The organism is Lysinibacillus sp. LZ02, assembly GCF_050613145.1.
Taxonomy (GTDB): Bacteria; Bacillota; Bacilli; order Bacillales_A; family Planococcaceae; genus Lysinibacillus_B.
The window spans coordinates 2,360,860-2,383,034 of record NZ_CP192507.1 but is presented as its reverse complement, the minus strand read 5'-3'; the positions used below and the strand labels follow the sequence as shown (position 1 = coordinate 2,383,034).

20 protein-coding genes are annotated in these 22,175 nt (G+C 37.4%); 11 read left to right on the top strand and 9 right to left on the bottom strand.

The genetic code is table 11. The annotated features are described in order from the left end of the window. Positions 1-4 precede the first annotated feature (4 nt). The 3 genes from ACQQ2I_RS11640 to ACQQ2I_RS11630 are packed head-to-tail and all read left to right on the top strand — an operon-like array spanning position 5 to position 3,259. Positions 5-1,378 (top strand): acyclic terpene utilization AtuA family protein, encoded by a 1,374-nt coding sequence (locus tag ACQQ2I_RS11640; protein ID WP_431026966.1) that lies wholly within the window; start codon positions 5-7, stop codon positions 1,376-1,378. After that, positions 1,378-1,689, top strand: a complete 312-nt coding sequence (locus tag ACQQ2I_RS11635; RefSeq protein WP_431026965.1) for an AtuA-related protein — start codon at positions 1,378-1,380, stop codon at positions 1,687-1,689. Before ACQQ2I_RS11640 ends, ACQQ2I_RS11635 begins: the two co-directional genes overlap by 1 nt. Before the next feature lie 19 nt (positions 1,690-1,708). After that, the gene (locus tag ACQQ2I_RS11630) at positions 1,709-3,259 is read left to right on the top strand and encodes a class I adenylate-forming enzyme family protein (RefSeq protein WP_431026964.1); all 1,551 of its coding nucleotides are present in this window, start codon (positions 1,709-1,711) and stop codon (positions 3,257-3,259) included. A 233-nt stretch (positions 3,260-3,492) separates the two neighbouring features. Here the strand turns inward: ACQQ2I_RS11630 and ACQQ2I_RS11625 are convergent, their stop codons facing one another. The 3 genes from ACQQ2I_RS11625 to ACQQ2I_RS11615 form a co-directional block, all read right to left on the bottom strand. Beyond that, complete coding sequence (locus ACQQ2I_RS11625; RefSeq protein WP_431026963.1) at positions 3,493-4,533, bottom strand: acyl-CoA dehydrogenase family protein; 1,041 nt, start codon at positions 4,531-4,533, stop codon at positions 3,493-3,495. Further along, complete coding sequence (locus ACQQ2I_RS11620; protein WP_431026962.1) at positions 4,530-5,663, bottom strand: acyl-CoA dehydrogenase family protein; 1,134 nt, start codon at positions 5,661-5,663, stop codon at positions 4,530-4,532. Before ACQQ2I_RS11620 ends, ACQQ2I_RS11625 begins: the two co-directional genes overlap by 4 nt. A gap of 120 nt (positions 5,664-5,783) precedes the next feature. After that, complete coding sequence (locus tag ACQQ2I_RS11615; protein WP_431026960.1) at positions 5,784-7,877, bottom strand: sigma 54-interacting transcriptional regulator; 2,094 nt, start codon at positions 7,875-7,877, stop codon at positions 5,784-5,786. Between the two features lie 124 nt (positions 7,878-8,001). Between ACQQ2I_RS11615 and ACQQ2I_RS11610 the strand changes: the two genes are divergently transcribed. From ACQQ2I_RS11610 to ACQQ2I_RS11585, 6 genes are all read left to right on the top strand, one after another. Beyond that, complete coding sequence (locus ACQQ2I_RS11610; protein WP_431026959.1) at positions 8,002-8,871, top strand: MBL fold metallo-hydrolase; 870 nt, start codon at positions 8,002-8,004, stop codon at positions 8,869-8,871. Between the two features lie 48 nt (positions 8,872-8,919). Continuing rightward, a complete protein-coding gene (locus ACQQ2I_RS11605; RefSeq protein ID WP_431026958.1) occupies positions 8,920-10,482 on the top strand; it encodes an acyl-CoA carboxylase subunit beta in 1,563 nt (520 codons plus the stop codon). A 12-nt stretch (positions 10,483-10,494) separates the two neighbouring features. Beyond that, complete coding sequence (locus ACQQ2I_RS11600; protein WP_431026957.1) at positions 10,495-10,707, top strand: acetyl-CoA carboxylase biotin carboxyl carrier protein subunit; 213 nt, start codon at positions 10,495-10,497, stop codon at positions 10,705-10,707. A 13-nt stretch (positions 10,708-10,720) separates the two neighbouring features. Then, positions 10,721-11,698, top strand: coding sequence for an NAD(P)H-dependent flavin oxidoreductase (locus tag ACQQ2I_RS11595; RefSeq protein WP_431026956.1), 978 nt, complete (start codon positions 10,721-10,723; stop codon positions 11,696-11,698). Between the two features lie 238 nt (positions 11,699-11,936). Continuing rightward, complete coding sequence (locus ACQQ2I_RS11590; RefSeq protein ID WP_431026955.1) at positions 11,937-13,481, top strand: class I adenylate-forming enzyme family protein; 1,545 nt, start codon at positions 11,937-11,939, stop codon at positions 13,479-13,481. Positions 13,482-13,873: 392 nt separating this feature from the next. Further along, the gene (locus ACQQ2I_RS11585; protein WP_431026954.1) at positions 13,874-14,476 is read left to right on the top strand and encodes a lysostaphin resistance A-like protein; all 603 of its coding nucleotides are present in this window, start codon (positions 13,874-13,876) and stop codon (positions 14,474-14,476) included. Positions 14,477-14,697: 221 nt separating this feature from the next. On the opposite strand, the gene ACQQ2I_RS11580 is transcribed toward ACQQ2I_RS11585, so the two are convergent. Together ACQQ2I_RS11580 and ACQQ2I_RS11575 are read right to left on the bottom strand one after the other, a co-directional pair. Further along, the gene (locus tag ACQQ2I_RS11580; RefSeq protein WP_431026953.1) at positions 14,698-15,423 is read right to left on the bottom strand and encodes a HEAT repeat domain-containing protein; all 726 of its coding nucleotides are present in this window, start codon (positions 15,421-15,423) and stop codon (positions 14,698-14,700) included. Positions 15,424-15,525: 102 nt separating this feature from the next. Beyond that, positions 15,526-15,750, bottom strand: a complete 225-nt coding sequence (locus tag ACQQ2I_RS11575; protein WP_431026952.1) for a hypothetical protein — start codon at positions 15,748-15,750, stop codon at positions 15,526-15,528. A 324-nt stretch (positions 15,751-16,074) separates the two neighbouring features. On the opposite strand from ACQQ2I_RS11575, the gene ACQQ2I_RS11570 reads away from it, so the two are divergent. Continuing rightward, the gene (locus ACQQ2I_RS11570; protein WP_431026951.1) at positions 16,075-16,584 is read left to right on the top strand and encodes a DUF2179 domain-containing protein; all 510 of its coding nucleotides are present in this window, start codon (positions 16,075-16,077) and stop codon (positions 16,582-16,584) included. A 323-nt stretch (positions 16,585-16,907) separates the two neighbouring features. Here ACQQ2I_RS11570 and ACQQ2I_RS11565 read toward each other — a convergent pair whose 3' ends face one another. From ACQQ2I_RS11565 to ACQQ2I_RS11550, 4 genes are all read right to left on the bottom strand, one after another. After that, complete coding sequence (locus ACQQ2I_RS11565) at positions 16,908-18,470, bottom strand: YndJ family protein (RefSeq protein WP_431026949.1); 1,563 nt, start codon at positions 18,468-18,470, stop codon at positions 16,908-16,910. Further along, positions 18,439-19,047 carry a DUF4166 domain-containing protein gene (locus ACQQ2I_RS11560; RefSeq protein WP_431026948.1) on the bottom strand — a complete coding sequence of 203 codons (609 nt, stop codon included), beginning with the start codon at positions 19,045-19,047 and terminating at the stop codon, positions 18,439-18,441. Before ACQQ2I_RS11560 ends, ACQQ2I_RS11565 begins: the two co-directional genes overlap by 32 nt. A gap of 149 nt (positions 19,048-19,196) precedes the next feature. Continuing rightward, positions 19,197-19,940 (bottom strand): DoxX-like family protein, encoded by a 744-nt coding sequence (locus tag ACQQ2I_RS11555; RefSeq protein WP_431026947.1) that lies wholly within the window; start codon positions 19,938-19,940, stop codon positions 19,197-19,199. A gap of 249 nt (positions 19,941-20,189) precedes the next feature. Continuing rightward, positions 20,190-21,350 (bottom strand): YhgE/Pip domain-containing protein, encoded by a 1,161-nt coding sequence (locus tag ACQQ2I_RS11550; RefSeq protein WP_431026946.1) that lies wholly within the window; start codon positions 21,348-21,350, stop codon positions 20,190-20,192. 167 nt (positions 21,351-21,517) lie between these two features. Here ACQQ2I_RS11550 and ACQQ2I_RS11545 point away from each other — a divergent pair, with 167 nt between their 5' ends. Continuing rightward, entirely contained in the window at positions 21,518-22,138 is a 621-nt protein-coding gene (locus ACQQ2I_RS11545) for a TetR/AcrR family transcriptional regulator (RefSeq protein ID WP_431026945.1), read from the top strand. The last annotated feature ends 37 nt before the right edge of the window (positions 22,139-22,175 follow it).

Sequence of the window (22,175 nt, the reverse complement as noted above, 5' to 3'; positions counted from 1 at the left end):
GTGTATGAAAACGATTCGAATTGGAGCTGCGCAAGGATTTTATGGCGATACCATTGATGCGGCTGTGTATACAGCTAAATATGGCGATGTACAGTATATATGTTTTGACTGTTTAGCGGAGCTGACGATGGCTATTTTAGCAAAAGATAAAAATAAGGACGAACGATTAGGCTATACAAAGGATTTAACAGTGGCGATGAAAAGTCTGTTACCTTATGTGAAGGAAAAAGGGATTAAATTGTTAACGAATGCAGGTGGTATTAATCCGCTTGCAGCAAAAGATGAAGTAGTGCGAGTAGCACGTGAATTAGGAATAACGGATTTAAAAGTTGCTGTTGTGACAGGTGACGATGTATTGCCGAATTTAAAAAATTGGCAGGAGCAAGGTGTAGATTTATCACATGCTGATACAAATAAGCCATTTGATGCGACACGAGATTATTTGTTTGCCAATGCGTATTTAGGGGTTTGGCCAATTGTGGAGGCGTTAAAGCAAGGAGCGGAAGTAATCATCACAGGACGAACGACTGATTCAGCACAGTTTTTAGCACCTGCTGTATACGAGTTTGGCTGGCAGGTAGATGACTGGAATCAACTTGCACACGGTATTTTGATGGGGCATTTACTGGAATGTTCAGCACAATCGACTGGCGGTAATTTTAGTGGTGATTGGCATAGCATTGGGGATATGGACACAATTGGTTATCCGATTGCAGAAATCGGTGAAAGCGGTGAATTTATGATCACAAAGGCAGAAGGAAGTGGTGGATTAGTATCTTTTGATACGGTACGGGAGCAATTACTGTATGAAATTCATGATCCGTCTAGTTATATTACACCGGATGTCATTGTAGATTTATCGCAAGTGTGTTTGGAGGAAATCGGTGAGCATCAAGTACGTGTGTCCAATGTTTTTGGCAAGCCAGCACCCAGACAGTTAAAAGTAGTGATGGGTTACGGAGATGGCTATATGAGTCAAACATTAATAGGATATAGCTGGCCAAAAGCATATGAAAAGGCACAAAGAGCAGCGCAAATTATTGAAAAGCAAATACGTGCGAAAAAAGTACCGATTGATGAATTGCATTTTGATTATGTTGGCTATAATTCGTTGCACGGTCCACTAGCGAGTGAGCCAACTGATGATATAAATGAAATTTATTTACGCATAGCAGTGAAGGCACAAAGTAAAGAGATTGTTGCCACGATTCCACGTTTCATCCCTCCTCTAGGCCTAAATGGTCCACCATCACTCGGTGGATTAATGAATTTACCACCAAGGCAACTGCTAGGCATGTGGGCAACACTGATTGACCGAATGTTAATTGAACCTGCTATTACGATTACGTATGAAACAATCGTGCAGGAGGTGGTGTAATGGTCCAGTTAGTCCAGATTGCCAATGCGCGCTGTGGTGATAAAGGGAATAAAGTGAATATTGCACTGTTTGCAAAAACGCCTGAACACTATGCCTTGTTAGAAGAATATGTGACCGCTGAAAAAGTAGTGACACATTTCCAAGGGCTCATAAATGGTAACGTAACGCGTTATGATGTACCGAGTGTTTATGGGTTGAATTTTGTGTTAGATGAAGCATTAGCGGGAGGTGGTTCTGCATCATTACGTGTTGATAATTTAGGGAAATGTTTTGCGAGTAATTTGTTGCGAATGACGATTGAGGACAACTAATCGCGAAGGAGTGTGCAAGATGCAACAACCAATAACGATGTTAAACCGTATTGCTTTAGGAGATTCGATTCGTCGTAGTGCGTGGCGCTATCCAAATAAGGAAGTAGTCATTGACGGGGACCGGCGTTTTACGTTTCAAGACGTGTTTCAACATACGAATCAATTTGCTAATTATTTACTAAATCAAGGGCTTCAAAAAGGGGATCGTGTTGCGACGATTTGTCTAAATTCCTATGAGCATATTGTTGCTATGTACGGTATTGAAAAGGCAGCATGTATATGGGCCCCGGTTAATCCAGTGCTGACTTCAAGTGACATTGACTATATTTTAAAGGCTGCGGAAGTAAAGCTTGTTGTCGTGGATGATATTTTGTACAAGGCACATGAAGCATTGCTAAAGCAGTATGATTGCTTACTTGTGACAGCAAATGATGCTGAAAACTCCTTTACCAAGGCTTATCAAGATGAAAGCATGGAGGAGCCTGAAGTGGATATTCAAGACCGAGATATCGCACACATTATGTTTACGAGTGGAACAACGAGTAATCCAAAAGGGGTAATGACTTCCCATTTATCGATTCATTTGGCTGGTTTGGGCTCCATTATAGAGCTAGGATTAGACCGTACCATTTCGACGGTGGGGATGATGCCGTTCTTCCATTGTGCACAGCATACATTTATTAATGCCATTATGATTCTTGGTGGGAAAATTACCGTTATGAAAAAGTTTGACCCTGTTGAATTAATGCAAATTGTGGAACAGGAGAAAGTAAACTTTACATTTTTATTACCAATAATGTATCGGGCAATTATTTTCCATCCAGAACGTAAAAATTATAATTTAAGCTCGCTAAAGCAATGCTTATACGCAATGACCCAAATGGATCGAACAACACTTGAAACAGGTATTAAGGAGCTAGGGGCAGAATTTTGGTTAGCCACAGGTCAAACAGAGATGTATCCTGGAACGGCATTTTTCAGACCTGAATATCAACTAACAAAACGTGGTAGCTATTGGGGTGAACCAAGTATTGTGAATGATTTAGCGATTATGGATGACGAAGGTAACATTTTACCAAATAAGCAAGTTGGAGAGATTGTACATCGAGGACCGAATGTGATGAATGGTTACTTAAACAATCCAGAAGCAACAAAAGAAGCAAGTAAATTTGGTTGGCATCATACAGGAGATTTAGGCTATATCGATGAAGATGGGTTACTCGTTTTTGTAGATCGGAAAAAAGATTTGATTAAAACAGGTGGCGAAAATGTAGCATCTATTCATGTGGAGCAAAAAATGTTAGATTGTGAGCATGTAGAAAATTGTGTAGTTGTTGGATTACCACATCCACGTTGGATTGAAGCAGTAACAGCCTTTGTGAAAGTGAAAGATGGCGCAACTGCGGAGGACGTTTATGGATATTGTCGTGAACATTTAGCCAATTTCCAAGTACCGAAAAAAATCATTTTAGTTGATGAGTTTCCTATGACGTCTACAGGTAAAATCCAGAAGCATGTACTACGTTCTACGTATGTACAACTATACGCAAATGAACCCGAACTTGCGTGAACGGATGAAACCTAAAAAGAAAATAGTGAGCAATTGATAACTTGGCGGCTGTCGCATGCATATCACTACTTTCTTCTATTATTATTTTAGAATATGAAAGAAATAAAAGAAAGGGCTTATTCGATTTTTCGAATAAGCCCTTTGACGTTGCTGCAAAGATACGGTGATTAATTTTTATCCCGCATTTAACGGGCAGTAATTTATAGAAAACTTGTATTTCCCATGATTATTTTTTAGTGAATCGTTGCATGGGAGAGGTGAATAATCTTACCAATTTCACTTGCTGAATAACTATATTCACGATTGAGAACGACATACATCTGGCTATCTCGCCAAAATCTTTGCGGGTCATACTCCATCATAAAGCCGTTACCACCATGGAATTGTACAGCCCAATCAGTGATAGTAGGCACTTCTCGTTCAACAAATAACCGTAGTGCAAAGCTTTGAGTGATAAAGTGAGGTTGGTTGTTATTAAAGGCTGCTACATACAGGAAGTGACGTAGTTTGTCGACTTCAATTTTCATATCAACGAGTTGATGGCGTACTACTTGGAATTGGGTAAGTGGACCATCAAATTGAATACGTGTTTGTGTATAATTTTTTGTTTGTTCATAGGCAATTTGTGCAATACCATAAAAAATAGCTGCATCTAATAAATCGTTTGTTGCTTGGATATGGAAGCTTTCTTGTGCAGCTAGTTGTACAGAGTGAAGCGCATTACCTTGTAAGTCGATATGTGCTATATTTGCTGTATGCCAACCGACTAAGTCATCTACAGGTGTTACTTGAAGTGTATTTGTATCGTATAACGAAAGCTGATGATGATCAATATCATGGACGATTAAGTAGCGTGCGTTTTGTCCATTGACAACGAGTAGCTTATGTTGGTTTGAACGTTTTTTCGCATAAGTACAATAATCGTTTTGTTCCAAACATTGTGAGACAAGTAATTGTTGCTTTAAGTATATAGTAAGCAATGGTAAGCTCATAGCTGCATGTTGCTTAATAATTTGTGCAAACCCTGTAGCACCGGCTTTTGCAATTTCTTCTAATAATAAAACGTTCCAAGTAACATCGGCATTTAAACCGCCAAGTGATTCTGGTAAAGTAGCTGTTAAAAAACCAAGTGATTGAAGAGAAGAAATAAGGGACTCATCTACTGCTCTATTTGTTTCCATTTCTTTCGATTTTGGTGTAAGTTGCTGATCTACCCATTTTTTTATAGATTGCTGGAATAAAACATGCTCTTCTGTTAAGTGATAAACGCTCATGCGTACACCTCCAATTGCAGTTGTTTGGCAATAATTTCTTTCATAATTTCATCTGCACCGCCCCCAATTCGGTTGACACGTGTATCACGCCAAGTGCGCTGAATTGGATTTGTAAAGGCTAAGCTTTCTACACCTAAAATGTCCATCGCGAGCTCTGTAATCTTGATAACAGCGCGGCCAGCTGTATATTTCACCATCGAAATTTCAAGACTTGGTATTTTACCTTGGTTAAACTGCTCAGCTACTGCATACGAAATGGCTTTAGCAGATTCCAGTGTTGTATACATTTCTGCAAGGGTTTCGTATTGCTTATCTAGCACAGGAGAGCGTTTTTCAAGTGCTTCCTTCGTCTGTTCATAAATGTAGGTAGCCATTCCGAGGGCTAACGGTGCTGCGACCATGCGTTCACCTTGTAGTTCCCACATAATTTGTGAAAACCCTGTCCCTTCCTGGCCTAACAAGTTTTCTTTTGGCACACGCACATTTTCAAATATAATTTCAGCTGTATCTGAAGAGCGCATCCCGAGTTTATCGAGCTTCTTTGCAATTGTGACGCCTGGTCTGTCTAGCTCAACGACAATTAAACTAATTCCTTTATGACTTGGAGTATCATTTGTTCTGGTAACAAGTGTAATAAAATCAGCATGTGTTCCATTTGTAATAAACATTTTGGAGCCATTAATCACATATTCATCACCGTCGAGTCGCGCTCTTGTTTGGATACCAGCAACATTAGAACCGTGATTTGGTTCAGTAATGCCGATTGCGCCAACCTTTTCACCGCGTATGGTCGGTTTAACAAAGTTTTCGATATGATAATCGCTGCCGAACTCTGCGATTGGCGGGGTAGCCATATCCGTTTGTACCGTGATGGAGAGAGGTACACCACCACAGCCGCATCTTGAAAGCTCCTCAACAAATACAACTACACTAAAATAGTCAAGCCCTTGTCCACCAACTGCCTTTGGGTAGCGTAAACCTAAATAGCCTTTGTCTCCCAGTTTTTTATATAGCTCTTTTGGGAATGAGCCCTCTCGCTCCCATTGTTCAACGTAGGGTGTAATCTCTTGTGCAATAAATGCGCGTACTTCTTGCCGCAATTGTTCATGCTGTTCATTAAAATAACTCATATATAACACTCCTTTCCTTCAGATACAAAATATCTTGCAAATTTGGTGCCAATGGTTAAAAAGCATAAGAAGAACAGAGGTGTAAACTTTTGTTAACGATTGTAAAGAAAAACTGTCCATTTATTTGGAATGGACAGTAGAGTATAGAATTTGTTCATCAATATGGAATTGTTTTAGTTTATTATAAAGCGCTGTGCGACTGATTCCGAGTTTGCGAGCGGCCTCTGTTTTATTCCCGTTGCATTGTTGTAATGTCTCGAGTATTAATAAGCGCTCTAAATCTGCATGGCGTTCTTTCCTAGTTAAGTTAATGTTTGTAACGGTTGTAACCGGCTGAATTTCACTCGGTAAATGATGTACTTGAATAAAGCGACCGTCACAAAAATGGCTCGCTCGTTCGATTGCATTTTCAAGCTGTCGCACATTTCCTGGCCAAGTATACTGAGTAAGTGCCTGCATAGCTTCAGGCGTAAATCCTACAATCGCTTTTTGTTCGCGCTCGATAATGTGATGTAAAAAGCGTTCGCTTAGCAAAATAATATCCTCTTGACGACCTTGTAAACTTGGCATATGCAAATGAATTACATGAATGCGATAATATAAGTCCTCACGAAACAGCTTTTTTTCTACGAGTTCCTGCAAGTTTTTATTTGTAGCTGTTATAATACGTACATTTACTTTGCGAGGTTTTGTATCCCCGAGGCGCTCAATTTCATGCTCTTGTAAGACACGTAATAGCTTTGCTTGAAGAGCAAGCGGCATATCGCCGATCTCATCTAAAAATAATGTTCCTTTATCGGCAAGTTCAAATTTCCCAGGTTTTCCGCCACGTTTTGCTCCTGTAAATGCTCCGTCAACATAGCCGAAAAATTCTGATTCCATTAACTCTTGTGGGATAGCGGCACAGTTGACAGCTATAAAATGTCCAGTACGTTTAGAAGCCTCGTGAATACATTTGGCTAGTAAGCTTTTCCCTGTACCGTTTTCCCCTGTAATAAAAATGGGTAAATGTGAATTAGATGCAACAAGCGCTTCTTTTTTTACCTGTCTCATTTGTGTGCTTTTGGACACTACCTGACTAAACGGATTAGTAGGGCTATCTAGTTCTTCAAACGTGGCACGAACAAAAGGAATATTGTGTTCCAATGTTTCTAAATTATCTAATACATTTTTCCAAACGCTTAATTGTTGAAACATAATTGTGATAAGTGTTCCATAATGTTCTTCATCACGCATTTCCTTACATGAAACAAGGCACATTACATCATTAATTTGTATTAATTCGGTAGAAGATTGTTTGAGTAGCAATGGAGCAATTTCAGGCGCAACATCTTGCAAAGCCGAATGGGAAATTTTTTCGTTATCTACATCATATAAAGTCAAAAAGCCTTCATTAGCACGTATAATGCGATTATTTGTGTCGACAATGAGCACTGCATCAAATGATAATTCAACCGCACTATCAAGCATGCGTTCTAGTTTTTTAGTAGAAGCAAGTTCAGTCGCAATCGATTCAAAGGCAGTAATATCACGAAGCATCACCATAGCTCCTGTTAATTGATTAAGCTCAAATAATGGAATGAAAGATGCAATAAATTTTTTATTTTTAATATGCAATACAACACTATCCACAATCGATCGCTGCTGAATAGCTTGCTGTAAGGATGTGGCTAATGCTAAGTCAATGGATGCAATAGGGGCGTTCATGTAATCGTTTTGTAGTTGAGGGTACATCGCGATTGCTGCTTGATTGTAACCCGTAATTTGAAGCGTTACATCTACACTAATCATTGCATCGTGTAAGTTTTCAATTAAAGTATGCATATGATTTGAGATGTTACGATAAGCAGTTAAAAAGCCATTAATTAAGTTAGGTGTAGTTAATACACCATACACTTGTTGTTTATTATTTAATACAACCGCATGACCGACTTGCTTACTCAGTAAAGTATCTTTTGCTTCAAACATCGATTCTTCAGCTTGCAACGTAACGATATTCTTTTTCATAATGTGTTGCATCGTATGTGATAGCGTGCTGTCTTTTAAAATCGCCCGATATAAAATAGACTTTGTCACAATACCAAGTAAATTTCCGTTTTCTTCGATACAACCCACATCTTGCTTTTTCTCTAAAAAGGCAGCTAAAGCATCTCTTACCGTATTCATTGGCGTCAGTTGAATATAATCTGTATTCGCATAATCTTTTATAATCAAAGAAATCACCTCGGGTATGTACAATTTTCTTTACAACTACATTTTCCAGAATATTTAAATAAATGTCAATTAAATATTCAGTGTGGCATTAAATTTGCATTGTACAAGCAAAGGAGGTGGACAGATGGAAAAGTTGCAAGAGGGACTGTATTCCATATCGATACCAACAAGTAGCGGACAGCAGTATTGTTATTTATTGCAAGAGGGTGAGTACTATACGTTAGTGGATGTAGGGCCAAATACGAAAGCAACCCAGCAAGTTTGGGCGCATTATTTTCAGCAAGGACTAAAAGTGAACCGCCTTATTGTGACAAATCCTACATCTTTAGCGTTAGCACAAACGCTTCGTACCATGTTTCAAGCACCTATTTTTTCAATAAATACTATGGAACCAGATGATATTTATTTAAGGCTTTTTGATGTTAAGCGGAAAAAAAATTTGTTCCACTCAATGTCTATAGATGAATTCCTGACACATGGTCAACTGTTAACAATAGGGAATCGTGTATGGGAAGTAATTCACACACCTGGTCTTTCGAAAGGCGATTTTGTCCTTTATGATGCCCAACATAAACTATGCCTAGCAGGTCGTATTTTGGTCCATGATATGCAAGCGATTATGTGTACGAACAAAGAGGATGAGCGACTGTTGGCACAATTTTTTAACAGCATACAAATGTTGCTTCGTTATGACATTGACTATGCATTATCAACGAAAGATGCAACTATTAAAAATGTTCACCAAGTGATTTACACAATACAAAACAATTATTTACAACTGTTAAGAAAAGTTTACGATTTGCTATATAAAGAAACGACAGTAGAGAAATTAGCGAAAAAACTATTTCATGAAGAAGCTACTTCTACACTTGCACTGTTGCATTATTTAACTGAGATAGGCAAAGCAGAGATTAATCGAGAGACGATTCCATATACGTTTCGAGCGAAGCGACAAGGTTTTGATGGGATGTCTTATTTAGTGCAACATTTATGATTGGCATCAAACTTGCATAAGTAAGAGATGTAAAGGAGGAGATGTAATATGAGTGAAGCAGTTAAAGCGCAAGAAAAATCTCGTGAACAAAAAATACATGAGGAGATGGAACGTATTAAGCAAGGCGGACCTGAGAGCGGGCATGAAAAAATAAAGCAAATTGGTAAACTGTTTGTGCGCGATCGTTTAAAGCTGCTATTTGATGATCAAAAGCTTTTATATGAAACGGGTTTATTTGCAAATGCGACCAAAAAAGGGTTGCCAGCAGATGGTGTTGTAGCAGGAACAGGGCATATTGAGGAGCGCATCGTCTTTTTTACTGCGAGTGATTTTACGGTGAAGGCAGGTTCGATTGGCGATAAGCATGGTGAGAAAGTGCTACGTATTCAAGAGGCGGCAATACGCGGCAAACGACCAGTCGTATACTTAATCGATTCATCAGGTGGACGCATAGATGAGGCAGGTGGTTACCACGTAGAAAAATATTCAGGTGGACGTATTTTTTATAATCATAGCATTATGTCTGGACGCATTCCGCAAATTGGCGTACTTTACGGACCATGTTTTGCAGGAACAGCTTATATGCCAGTATTTTGTGACTTTACGATTATGGTCGATAAAATTGCGGGAATGGCGATCGCTTCACCGCGCATGGTACAAATGGCAACAGGTGAAAAAATTGGGGTCGAAGAACTAGGCGGAGCAAAGATGCATGCAACAAAAAGTGGGACAATTGATTTTAAAGTAGAAACAGAAGAAGAGGCAGCAGAACTTGTACGCAAACTTATTTCCTATTTGCCAGATAGTTTCGATGCTCCGTTATCAGTAAAAGAATCGGTAGCACCAAAAGTAGATTCGGCTATGATTGATAACATTATTCCAAAAGATCCGAACCAACCGTATGATGTACACAAGTTAATAGAGGCACTTGTAGATGCGGATAGCTTTTTAGAAGTACAAAAAGATTATGCGTCAGAACTAGTTGTCGGCTTTGCAAGACTGGACGGCAAAGTTGTTGGCATTGTGGCCAATCAACCGGCTGTTAAGGGAGGCGCCATTTTCCCAGAGTCTGCAGATAAGGGTGCAAATTTTGTATGGACATGCGATGCATATAATATTCCGTTACTTTATTTATGTGATACACCAGGCTTTATGGTAGGGAGTCGTGTAGAACAAGATGGCATTTTGCGTCGAGGGCGAAATTTTATTTATGCAAGCTCGATGGCAACGGTACCGAAAATGTGCGTTGTTGTGCGTAAAGCGTATGGGGCAGGCATTTATGCGATGGCAGGACCAGCATATGACCCAGATACAACAATTGCCTTACCGTCAGCAGAAATTGCGATTATGGGTCCAGAAGCAGCGATTAATGCAGTGCATTTTAATAAGCTAGCAGCGATTGAAGACCCTAAAGAAAAGGCACAAACGATTCAAAAGCTAAGAGATGAATATCGTGCAGGTTATGATATTTATAAACTAGCAAGTGATTTAGTAGTAGACGATTTAATTGCACCGAGCAGTTTACGTGACGAACTAATTGCACGCTACGAGACATTTGCGAATAAAGAATATCCATTGCCAGCAAAAAAACATGGGACGATTTTAAGTTAAGGGGGACTTAATATGACAGTAATTAAAGCGACGATGGCAGGCACGCTTTGGAAATTGTTAGTACAAGAAGGACAGCAAGTATCGGCTGGCGAAGAAGTAGTTATATTAGAATCGATGAAAATGGAAATTCCAATATCAGCTGAAGCAGCTGGTATCGTAAAGAATGTATACGTAGCAGAAGGCGATTTTGTAAATGTCGATGATCATTTAGTAGAGGTAGAATAAAGGGGGAATTGAAATGGGAACAGTACCAACAGTGTTACAAAAGTTGCGTTTACCAGTTATTGCAGCACCACTTTTTATTATTAGTAATCCAAAGCTTGTTATTGCTCAATGTAAGGCGGGGATTGTTGGCTCAATGCCAGCATTAAATGCGCGACCTGCTAGTTTATTAGATGAATGGTTGGCAGAAATTACAGAAGAATTAGCAAGTTATAATGCGAAAAATCCAGATAAGCCAGCCGCACCGTTTGCTATTAATCAAATTGTGCATAAAACAAACGATCGTCTAGAACAGGACATGGAGCTGTGTGTGAAGTATAAAGTGCCAATTATTATTACATCACTTGGCGCCCGTGAGGAAGTATTTAAAGCGGCACATAGCTATGGCGGTATCGCGCTACATGACGTGATTGATAATAAATTTGCGAAAAAAGCAATCAGCAAAGGGGCGGATGGTTTAATTGCGGTAGCAACTGGTGCAGGCGGTCATGCGGGTCAGCAAAGCCCTTTTGCACTTGTACAAGAAATTCGGGAATGGTTTGATGGACCACTTGCATTATCCGGGTCAATCGCTAAAGGACACTCTATACTGGCAGCACAAGCAATGGGGGCTGATTTTGCTTATATTGGTTCACCGTTTATTGCGACACATGAGGCCATTGCAAAAGACGAGTATAAGCAAATGATTGTGGATAGCACAGCAGAAGATATTGTGTATAGTAATTTATTTACAGGTGTTCACGGCAATTATTTAAAACCATCGATTGTAAACACAGGTTTAGATCCAGACAATTTAAAAGAAAGCGGCCCATCGGCGATGAATTTTAAGGAGGCTGGTGTAAAAGTATGGAAAGATATTTGGGGTAGCGGGCAAGGGATTGGTGCCATTAAAGAAATTACATCAACGCAGCAATACGTCGATAAGCTATATATGCAATATGAAGAGGCGAAGCAACAGTTAACAGAAAAACTAAATGCTTTTGCTAATGTATAGTAATTTGACGCTATTTTGGAGACCGGAGATTAACATAAAATGAATACTTAAAAAAGAGCATCTAGATAAACAGTTGGTATATACGTTTATTTAGAGGCTCTTTTTATTAGGGGAAACTTGTAACTATTCGTGCGATTTTCTGCAGTTCAGTGCTCAGTGCGAATAGAACAAGTAATAAATAGTTCAACTTATATAGGTATAACATGAAAAAATAGTTTTTCAGAAAAGGAGTGCTGTGATGCAAATCATTGGTCGCTATATGGACGATGCGATGTTGAATTTTGAAAACAAACCCTTTCTCATTGAGGGGCATAAACAGTTAACTTTTAAGCAGTTAGATATTATTTCCGAAAAAGTAGCGAAAAATTTTATAAAAATAGGTTTACAGCGGGGAGATAAAATCGGTATTTTGGCTAACAATCAGACAGAATGGTTAATTTCTTTTTTTGCTGCTACGAAAATAGGGATTGCTGTTGTAGCTTTAAGTCCTCGCTACCGAGAAAATGAACTCCTCTACATGATTAATCATGCTGAAGTCAAATGTATTATTTCATTAAATCAATCTGAAGAATTTAATTTCATTCATTTCTTCGAATCATATCAAGAAAAATTATCAACAGTTACTTCATATATTTATATTAATGGAGTATCTGCAAAAGGCATTTCCTTTGAACAGATGTTACAAGATGATGAAAGTATCAAATTAGATAGTTATAAAAATCAAGTAAGTGAAGATGATGTGGCAATTATGATTTATACATCAGGTACAACAGGACAACCAAAAGGGGTAATGATTACTCATAAAAGCATATTAGCAGCAGCGATTGCAGAAGTAGAGCATCTATCCATTAAAGAGGAGGATGTATTCATTCAAAACTTACCTCTGAACCATGTTGGAGGCATTACATGTCAAATAATATCAGCCTTAGTTGCCAAAGCATCCGCAGTCCTCATTCCAGAATTTAAACCATCAGCAATTTTAGCATCGATTGAACAGTACGGGGTTACGGTATTTGCAGGAGTGCCAACGATGTATTTGATGATTTTTAATCAACCAGACTTGTCAAACTATAATTTGTCTTCCATTCGAGTAAGTGTTGTTGGTGGATCAAATATTGAACCAGCGTTAGTTGAAAAAGTGAAGGCTGTATTGCCAAAAGTCCATATTGTGAATTTATACGGCTTAAGTGAGAGTTCGGGCGCTTGTATTTTAACTAAAATAGGAGATTCCATAAAGAAAATAAAATCTACTATTGGAGCAGCAATAGGGGATTTTGAATTGCAAGTTGTAGACCAACAGAGAAATCCCGTTCCGAATGGTGAATTAGGTGAACTGGCTATTAAAGGAGAATGTGTGGCAAAAGGATATTATCAAGATAAACAAAATACAAAAGAAACATTTTCTGAAGAGGGATGGTTATATACAGGGGATATGGTGATAAAAGATGATGAGGGGTATATTAGCTTTAAAGGTCGGAAAAAGGAAATATATATTCAGGCAGGATTTAATGTGTTTCCAGCTGAAATAGAAAATTTGTTAACTAAACATCCAGCTGTTCAACTTGTCGCAGGTATAGGTGTACCGGATCCATTTTATGGAGAGGTTGGGCACTATTTTATTGTCAAAAGACCTGGACAGGAAGTGAGTGCTGAAGAGCTAATGGCGTATTGTCAGGAAAGGTTAGCAAATTATAAGATTCCAAAGAAGTTTATATTTGTAGATAATGTGCCTATGACACCCGCAGGAAAAATTCAAAAATCAAAATTGAAGGAAATGGTTTGAGTTAATTTATCAATTCAACTATCAAGTATTCATATGATGTTGGGATTCGAACTGAATAACAATATGAGGAAAGGGCTATCCAGAAGGAGAAGCCCTTTTTATATTGGTCTTATTTAATCGTGATAGATTTAACTTTCATTCACAGAAATCTCGTCGCTGCCATATCTTTTCATTTCTAAAAAGTATACACATAAAGCGATTATTTTCATTATACAAAAGCAAGAGCCAATTTACTTATTGGGCGGTCCATTTGACGGTAAACAAACTGGAAAAAGTATGGTAACAGCAAAGGCGATTTGATAAACTTAAAACGTATTGTAAAATTTTTGAATAATTATATAGTCAATCAAAAATTACGGTGATAAACGATACTATATAATGTTGGAGGAAGTATGAAACAGAGTGATAAGGAGATTTTTCTTCAATTAATTGTTGGAAATATTATTTTTGCGGTAATAGCAATTGTCTTATTAAATATAACGTCTTCAAAAAACATATTTGTCTCTATTACGCATCTCTTTTCATTACAAGAGGGCGTATTTAGCTTAATCGTCGGTTTAGTTGGTTTCTTCGCTGTTAGTCTTTATACGTTTATTGTAATAAAAGCAGGGAAAGGCTATTTTCCTAACACAAAAGGATCAAACGTCATTGTGCAACTGGTAAACAATAAAGAATTGAGTTTGATTGGTATTGTTCTGCTCCCTTCTATATTAGAAGAGTTTTTGTTCAGAGGCGTGATCCAGCCACTTATGATAGAGATGTTCAATCCATTTTGGGGAGTGATTATGACTGCCTTTCTTTTTATGCTAGTGCACATTTCAGACCAATATAAAGGGCAGCCGTTTTTATTATTTCATACCTTTTGGTTGGGAATTATAACTGGAGTAGCCTTTATGATAACTGAAAACTTGTGGGCATCCATCATGATCCACTTACTGAATAATTACTGGAGTGTGAAAAAAATTCGAGATGGGGAAATTGGGATACAATATTAAAATAATCAATTTGTAAAAATAGCCTCTCGTTCAAATAAATTAGGTGATCCATTCAATAAACACAATTCCATGAATCTAATTTGTACAAATATTAAAGTGAGCTACTGATACAAAGCATAAGTAGGAATTTGGGTGGAACCATGGGTATTCAAACACATACTCGTCCCTTTGTGGACGAATATGTGTTTTTTATGTGCAACCCTTCTTAAATAAGTGATTTTTCAACTTTTCATACGGTTAGTTACAATTTTTAGCGATCTATGGGCTTCATTTCTTATAATTGGTTGCTTATCATGTTGTTCAATCCTTATAAGCGTATTAATCACATTGCTGTCGTTAAAGCTTTCAAACGATCTCACCAATTTCCAACGGGTAATGTCATCATTGTAATGGTCCTTTAAACATAACATTAGTGCATCGATTATTGGAGAATGGTGATGCAGTTTATGGTAAAAACAAATAAACCCTATTGCGTCAATGACTTCTCTAATTGCAAGGAGATTGTCTGTTTTTAGTACAGCTATTAATACCGGTAGAATTTCTTCATCCATCTGAGCTAAAGTTCTAGCAATAATGTCCCTAGGCAAAGGATAGCTATTCTTATTGAAGCCATGAGTAGGTAATACGTTATGTTGGTTAGTACCGATCTTCCCTAAATAGTTGACCATAACTTTCGCAGATGTAACATTCCCTTTTGAAAGTGCATTACATAATTCTATTTTTGTATAAAGTTTTTTTTCTTGTGTAAGTGTATAAAGAAACAAATGGGTCAACTTATCGCTTAAATCATGTTTCTCTGATAGTAATTTTACAGCGATTGTTCTTTTGTATGCTTCTTTGGATTTCATCATTTTCAAGAGTTCCATTTTGGTATGATTATTGTAGTGTTGCAAATCTTCCATTGTAATCTTTCCACGATTTTTCAACTGAGCATCAGAACTTTTCATTTGCTCCTCCTTTTAAAACATCTGGCTCGTATACTGACATTTTGTATCCGTCACTTTGACAGCAAGAGTGGATTTTTTATTCTAACTTTTGTGGTGCAGCACCTATCCACCTAAATGGCACTTATCTTCTGCTTCTGTTTTAATATCAAATCGTTCTTTCATTGGGTGTGATGCCGCGAGCACAACACTTCCTAGTTGTTGAAAGTTATCAATAACAGCAGTAGTCACTTTCATAACGTCTAAACCCTCAAGCAAAGCTAAACAACTCGCATAAATGTTTTTCACATCGATACATACAATGAAACGGTTTGGTAAAGATTCTTGCATGGAAATACCTTTCGAAAAGAACGTTTGTTTTCTTTGTTTTAGGAAAAAAAGACCTTTTTAGCAAATTTTGTTGATAAAATGATTTAAAGAGAGAATTTTGTGGATAAAATTAGTTGTGGTAAAAAATGTTATCAATAAGGGCTTATAGGAATAAACTGGAGTAGCTACAAAAAGAACCAATCTATATCTTTCTTTGAATTAGATATAAAGTACGTATTAAAAACTGAATATTCTATTTAATTAGATTTTTGGTGTTTACGAATAGAAAGTGGGTACTGTATATTCGTACTATACTATTAAATATTTAAAGGGAGAAGGGATTAAATGCAAAATATTATATTGATATTATTTTTGCAACTTGTGTATGTACCATTGCTAACTTTAAGAACAATTTTTTTAGTGAAAAATTTACCTGTATTTGCATCGATAATAGGTTTCTTTGAAATGTTGATTTATGTCTTTGGATTGTCTTTAGTATTTAGTGGAGATCAAAGTTTATTAGCGATGATTGTATATGCTTTAGGGTTTGGTTTAGGCTTAATTGTTGGTACAAGGATTGAAAATAAATTAGCAATTGGGTATGTGTATGTAACGATTAACACTAATTCAAGAAATAATGCCTTCTTAGAATTTATCAGAGCAAAGGGGTTTGCAGTCACTGTTTATGTCGGTGAAGGAAGAGATAGCCAAAGGTATAAATATGAAATTTTAGCTAAGAGAAACCGTGTTAAGGAGTTAAATGAAATTATAAGTAGTTATGAACCTACTGCATTTGTAGTCACTTACGAACCAAATTCATTTAAAGGAGGGTTTTTACTAAATAGATTGAAATAAGAATAAATTATAACGAAGAAATTATTTTTTGTATTTTACGGAATATTTATTCCTTTTTTTAAAAAAAGTTTTACGTTATCTGTTTTTATTAGTATTTTAATTATTTATTGGAATAGTATGTGAAGAAATAAAATGTTTATTTTGATGATTACGTAGTAAAACCGACAATTATTTTGTCGGTTTTACTACGTACTATTCATAAAGTAGATATTAGTTGATGATATATATCGATATAGAAAGATAAATAAGTAATCAAAAAATTAGGTAGATGATAATTGTTCGTAAAATTGAAGTTTGGATCGTTCGAAGGCTTCTTGTTTTATTTAATACATATTGTCTTTTCGTCGAATCGTATAGTCGATATGTAAAAATGCTTTGCCAAACAGCGTCATCTCATGTGTAGCTATTAGTCTCTCTTGTTCCTCTCGCATCACAAAATATTCGTGTAAGGGCATTTTGAAAATAGATTTACCAATGGCTAAATAAGTGCCAGCATCACCTTGTACATCACTCGTTAAATACAGGCGATTATTTTTGGTGGAAAGTTGTAAGATGCCGTGCATAGATGAGAAGGGGAGTGGCAGAGCGATGTTCATATATCGCTGATTCTCATATTGATGCTGTGAATAAATAGCATTAAAAACGGGTTGCCCTTGAATGGATCGTTGCCAGACACGAGGCTTTTCACGACCATCGAGCATCGCGTTCACTTTCCATATTTGTCCGTCCATCACAGCAGACCGTGACGAGTATGGTAAATTGAGTTGGCCCATACGCCGGCTAATAAATTGATAAATAAATGCCATTGGTTTAAACCATGTTGCCCATTGGACAGACGCCGTTAAGTGAAAATGAGTTGTCTGTTCATAAAAATCACATATTAAAGCAGGTATCTTTTCTTTATCAATGAAATCAGCCATATCGTCGACTAAACCTGGATGGGGCTCATTAGAAGTAATGAGTCTTCCGCGTATTTGACTAACAGGGAAGAGGTAATCCTGGTGTTTTGTTGGTGGAATAGAAAGACTCCAAGCAAGTACAATGACGAGACCAAATCCTAAACAATTAAATATGCCATGGAAATCGAGCATAGTAGGAATGTCTACAAGCACTATTCCAGTTAAATTACTAAAAGCATATAAGAGTGACCAAATAATGGTGAAGCACAATGTTGAAAAGGCGAGGCGGATAAACAATCCTTGCCACCTAGGTAGCTTCCATTTCATCACCAAATAACTAATACTAAAAATCACTACGACATATAAACTAACAGCTAATATTTCAACGATTCTAGAAAATGTAATGCCGACCGCCACTAACATAGGTCCTGCCGCAATAACAGTACAGCAAAAACGGTAATAGCGCGTCATGTACAGGCGACCAATTAACCCAACTGAAATACATAGTAAAAATGCAGAGTAGTGAAAATGAATCGCTGTTAACCAAGTAATGATTGGACTGAAGCCTGTATCAATTTGTAAATGGAATGCTAGAAACCATAGCCCACCCATTACCAGGTAGACTAATCCAATATCAATCATTATCTCAGCAGTATTAACAAAGCCACGTCTTAAAAATCGTTCAATGCCAAGCAATGCAATAGTAAATGTACTCATTAAATAAGCGAGGATGCAAAATAGTATTACCCCTTCATGCTGTGAAAAATAGAGTATGGTGACACTGAATTGTCCGATGCCGATAATGATTTTTTGCCATCTTTTCAACAACACCAGCTGCTCTACGACAATAGGTACAAATAATAACTGTGCTATTGTTAAATAATGGTATATAGAGGTTGGTCCATTGAAAAGGATAAGGGACATCATGCAAACGATGCCGATCATAGTTAAAGGTCTAAGGAGCACACGGCGTAAACTGTCCAGCATACATCATCATCCTTCCAATGAAGTCATTAAAGATGGATACATGAATGGTATAAACGTCAAGTGCATCATCATAGCCCTCTGTCACCACGACTCGCCCCATCAATTTTTTTGGTAATGACAGCTCTTTTTGGCCAACAACAATTCGCTGTTGCTCGGAGCGAATCATTAAAAATCCATCCTTCGTAACATCAAACTTTAAATCTGAATAAAACAATGCCGGATCACCCAAATAATCCTTTACGATTTGCCGGTCTAAATCGACAGTCATGGTAGCATTAAATTTCCGAGCCGCATTTGGAAAGAAAAAAGTCCGTTCCCAGTAAACTTCGGCTTCGTTTTGATTGTTCATGTGGCATGTATTTGAAATCGTAAAAGGGATCATTTCACCGTCTTCGGGAAATAAAAACCGATTTTTCGTAAATAATCCATACATCGGACGTAAAAAGGACGGTCCAGAACGAATCACGTGCATCGTACCTTTTGCATAAAAGGGCTCTTGTAAAGGGAGACGATACCTTTCTTGCAGTTTCGGATGGAGACGTTGAAAATCGTCTGCTAAAAGTGTTTCATAAATCATGTTAAGCACCTCTTTTTCGTTTACAAGTTCTCGCTGTTGGCAACTCCGTTCTTAATAGCCAGGCGACGATTGAAAGTACCCAAAGTGCGAGATTGAATGTAATGACATTGAACGGCGCTATCGCAACATGGGGGGCTGCGAACACCGCACTAACTGACAATCTGCGTCATCAACAAATACTTATGCCATTTAGGAATAAGGAACAATATGCCTATTATCATTTCTAAAATGCCTATCAAAAAAATGGTCGTAGTCGCTTGTTGTGCTGACAGTGGTGAAAGATTCGCTAGCATCTCAATTTCAAGTGGATGTTGACCAATCACTTTTGGCACAAGTCCCTGGTATAGCCAAACAAAACAAAATAATAGACAAATAAAATAATAGCTGAAGAAACGGCGGTACTGTGTAGCAGGTGCTTCTCCTGTTTGGAGCCATCTAGTTAATACATCAAAGCTAAGAGCTGTAGCCCATCCCATAACCGGTCGAAATAGCTGATCAAATAATCTTCCCATAATACCGAATCGGACGTCGTAGTCATATTGCGTTAAAAACGTGACACGCTCACCGTTCGGGATATACTGCCAATAGCCGCGCCCTTCCTTAATAGGAGAAATAAGTTGCGGTGTTCCAAAATGGAGGGAAGATGTTTTAACACCACTTTCTTTTTCATGTGTACCTTTACTTTCACCCCAGCCAGAGACGGCAATCCCAGGCATAACCTTCGTTGTATACGTGAATGTTTGAGGGGCATCTTCATATTCTTTTTCATTATAGGAAATCTTTGTGAAACGCAAATCCCATTGTTCGTGTAAATGCGGCTGCTGTGTATAGTGCCAAACTTGATTGATGGTACTATCTATATCGATTTCTACGTATATAGGGTTCTTCTTCATTGCTTCGGCCCCTTTGTGTAATATGTATACATATTCATTAGACTTTTAGTGTTTTTGTGAGGGTAATTATACCATTTATTATAGTAATCACCTTGTATTTGTTCGAAATTTATGGAAAGTTAACAAAAAACATAATTTTGAAGATATAAAAGCAATCGAAAAGTAGCCCATTTCGATTGCTTTCAGCGTTTCGTTTTTATTGAAATAATGAGGTTTATGCTATTGCTTATCGGATACCTCTCTTAATAACTAACCATTCACTGGCTGACTGTTTTCAATCGAACTTTCTTCTTTCCGTGGTTTCCAAATTACAGCTAGTATGATCATCGCACTAACAATGGCGATAGAGCTAAGTACGATGGCAGATTCATTCCACACAGCGCCATCATAAAACAATAATTCACGTAAACCATCGATCATGTAGCGCATTGGAAGCCATGGATATACCCAATCTTTATAAAATACCGGCATGACTTCTGGTGTCATTTGGAGTAACGGTAATCCAAAAAATAATAATAAAACAAATAACGGGACGCCAGGCATACCAATCCATGTCACAACGGCTAAAATGAGTAATAGAAAGCTCGTGCATGTGATGGATAAAAATAGTGCTGTATTCGTAAAGCTAGGAAACTCATAATTTAAAATACTTGTAGCTAGCCATGTTAAGCCGAAGCCAACGACAATGCCGATGATGAAACTAACACCGATTTGAAGCAATCTAGCTTTCAGTTGTTCCATCTTACTATTAAATGTTCGGTTTCTCATTGCAAACCATAGGAACATCGCGCCGAACAAACTGCCCATCCAAATCGGTTGAAATAACGATAATGGAACATTCCCCATTGAACCAGTAGGGTGAAGCATTGTTGTGGAAGATGTAATAGGCGCTGTATAAAGTAATGCTTGATCCACTGATAATGAGACATTTTGAGCTTGGAATGTCGCAAGTAGTTCACTACTGATTTTTTCATTTATGCCGTTAACGATGCTATTTAAAGCTTGATTGACGTTAGTTGCTACTGTAGCATTTTTCCCTTGGTTGACGTACAGGTTGATTTCAGGTGATAGCGGGGTAGCCGTTTGGAACGATGTATAGTTTTCACTGAAATTCTCGGGAATAACAATCGCGCCGTAATAGCTTTGATCATCCATTCCTTGCTGCATTTCTTCTAAATTAACAATCTTCCACGCAATCATTGATTCTTCACTTGCTGGATTTTGCGCGGTTAATTGCTGAATGATGTTATTCCCCATATTGATTTCGCCTACACCTGAATCTTCATTGACAATAGCGATTGGCAGGTTTTTTGCTGATTGATTAACGATTGGAATTTGCGTACAAACAAAAATAAATAGAATGATAAAGGACACAATCGGTGCCGAGATTAAAAATTTATTCATCTTCATAATTTCATCTCCTTATTTTTAGATAATAAACAGACTGTTGATTAATGTGCACACTGTATATTATATTCAATCTATAAAAGAAAACCATCAACAATAAAAGGCACTCTGTTGATTTCTCAACAGGGTTGTAAAAACTGTTCATTAAAATATGAAAAGAGGGGATTTTTTTGACATCTTCAAAACAAGATCGCAGAGTAATAAAGACAAAAAAAGAAATTAGGCAAGCCTTTACAACCTTACTTGAGGAAAAGAGCTTTGATGCGATAACCGTGCAAGACTTGACAGAAAGAGCAAATATTAATCGGGGTACATTTTATCTACATTATCAAGATAAATATGATTTATTGGAGCAATGTGAAAATGAAATCCTAGAGCAATTAAGGGAAATTGGGAAGAATCTATCGGTATCGGATCTGCGTTCTTTATTAAAAGAAGAAATGTATTTTCCGCTTTTTGTCCGATTTTTTGAGTGTTTTCAAGAAAATGCACTGTTTATGCGTGTCATTTTAGGGCCGAATGGCGACCCTTCTTTCCACGGAAAAATGAAGCAAGTCATGTTGGATAACTTATGGAGTCACTTTATTTCTAAAATGGATACGTCCAAGTTTGCTATTCCGATCGATATTTTGACGACCTATGTTAGTTCGGCGCATTTAGGGGTCATTCAGTATTGGTTAAATGAGGGCATGAAGCAATCTCCAAAAGAAATAACGACTATTTTAATTAAAATTATTACGAAAGGTCCAATCGAAGCTGCTGGATTACCAATTCATCATGATTCTAAATGATTGGTATGTACTGATTAGTTGGGATTTGTAATTGCAG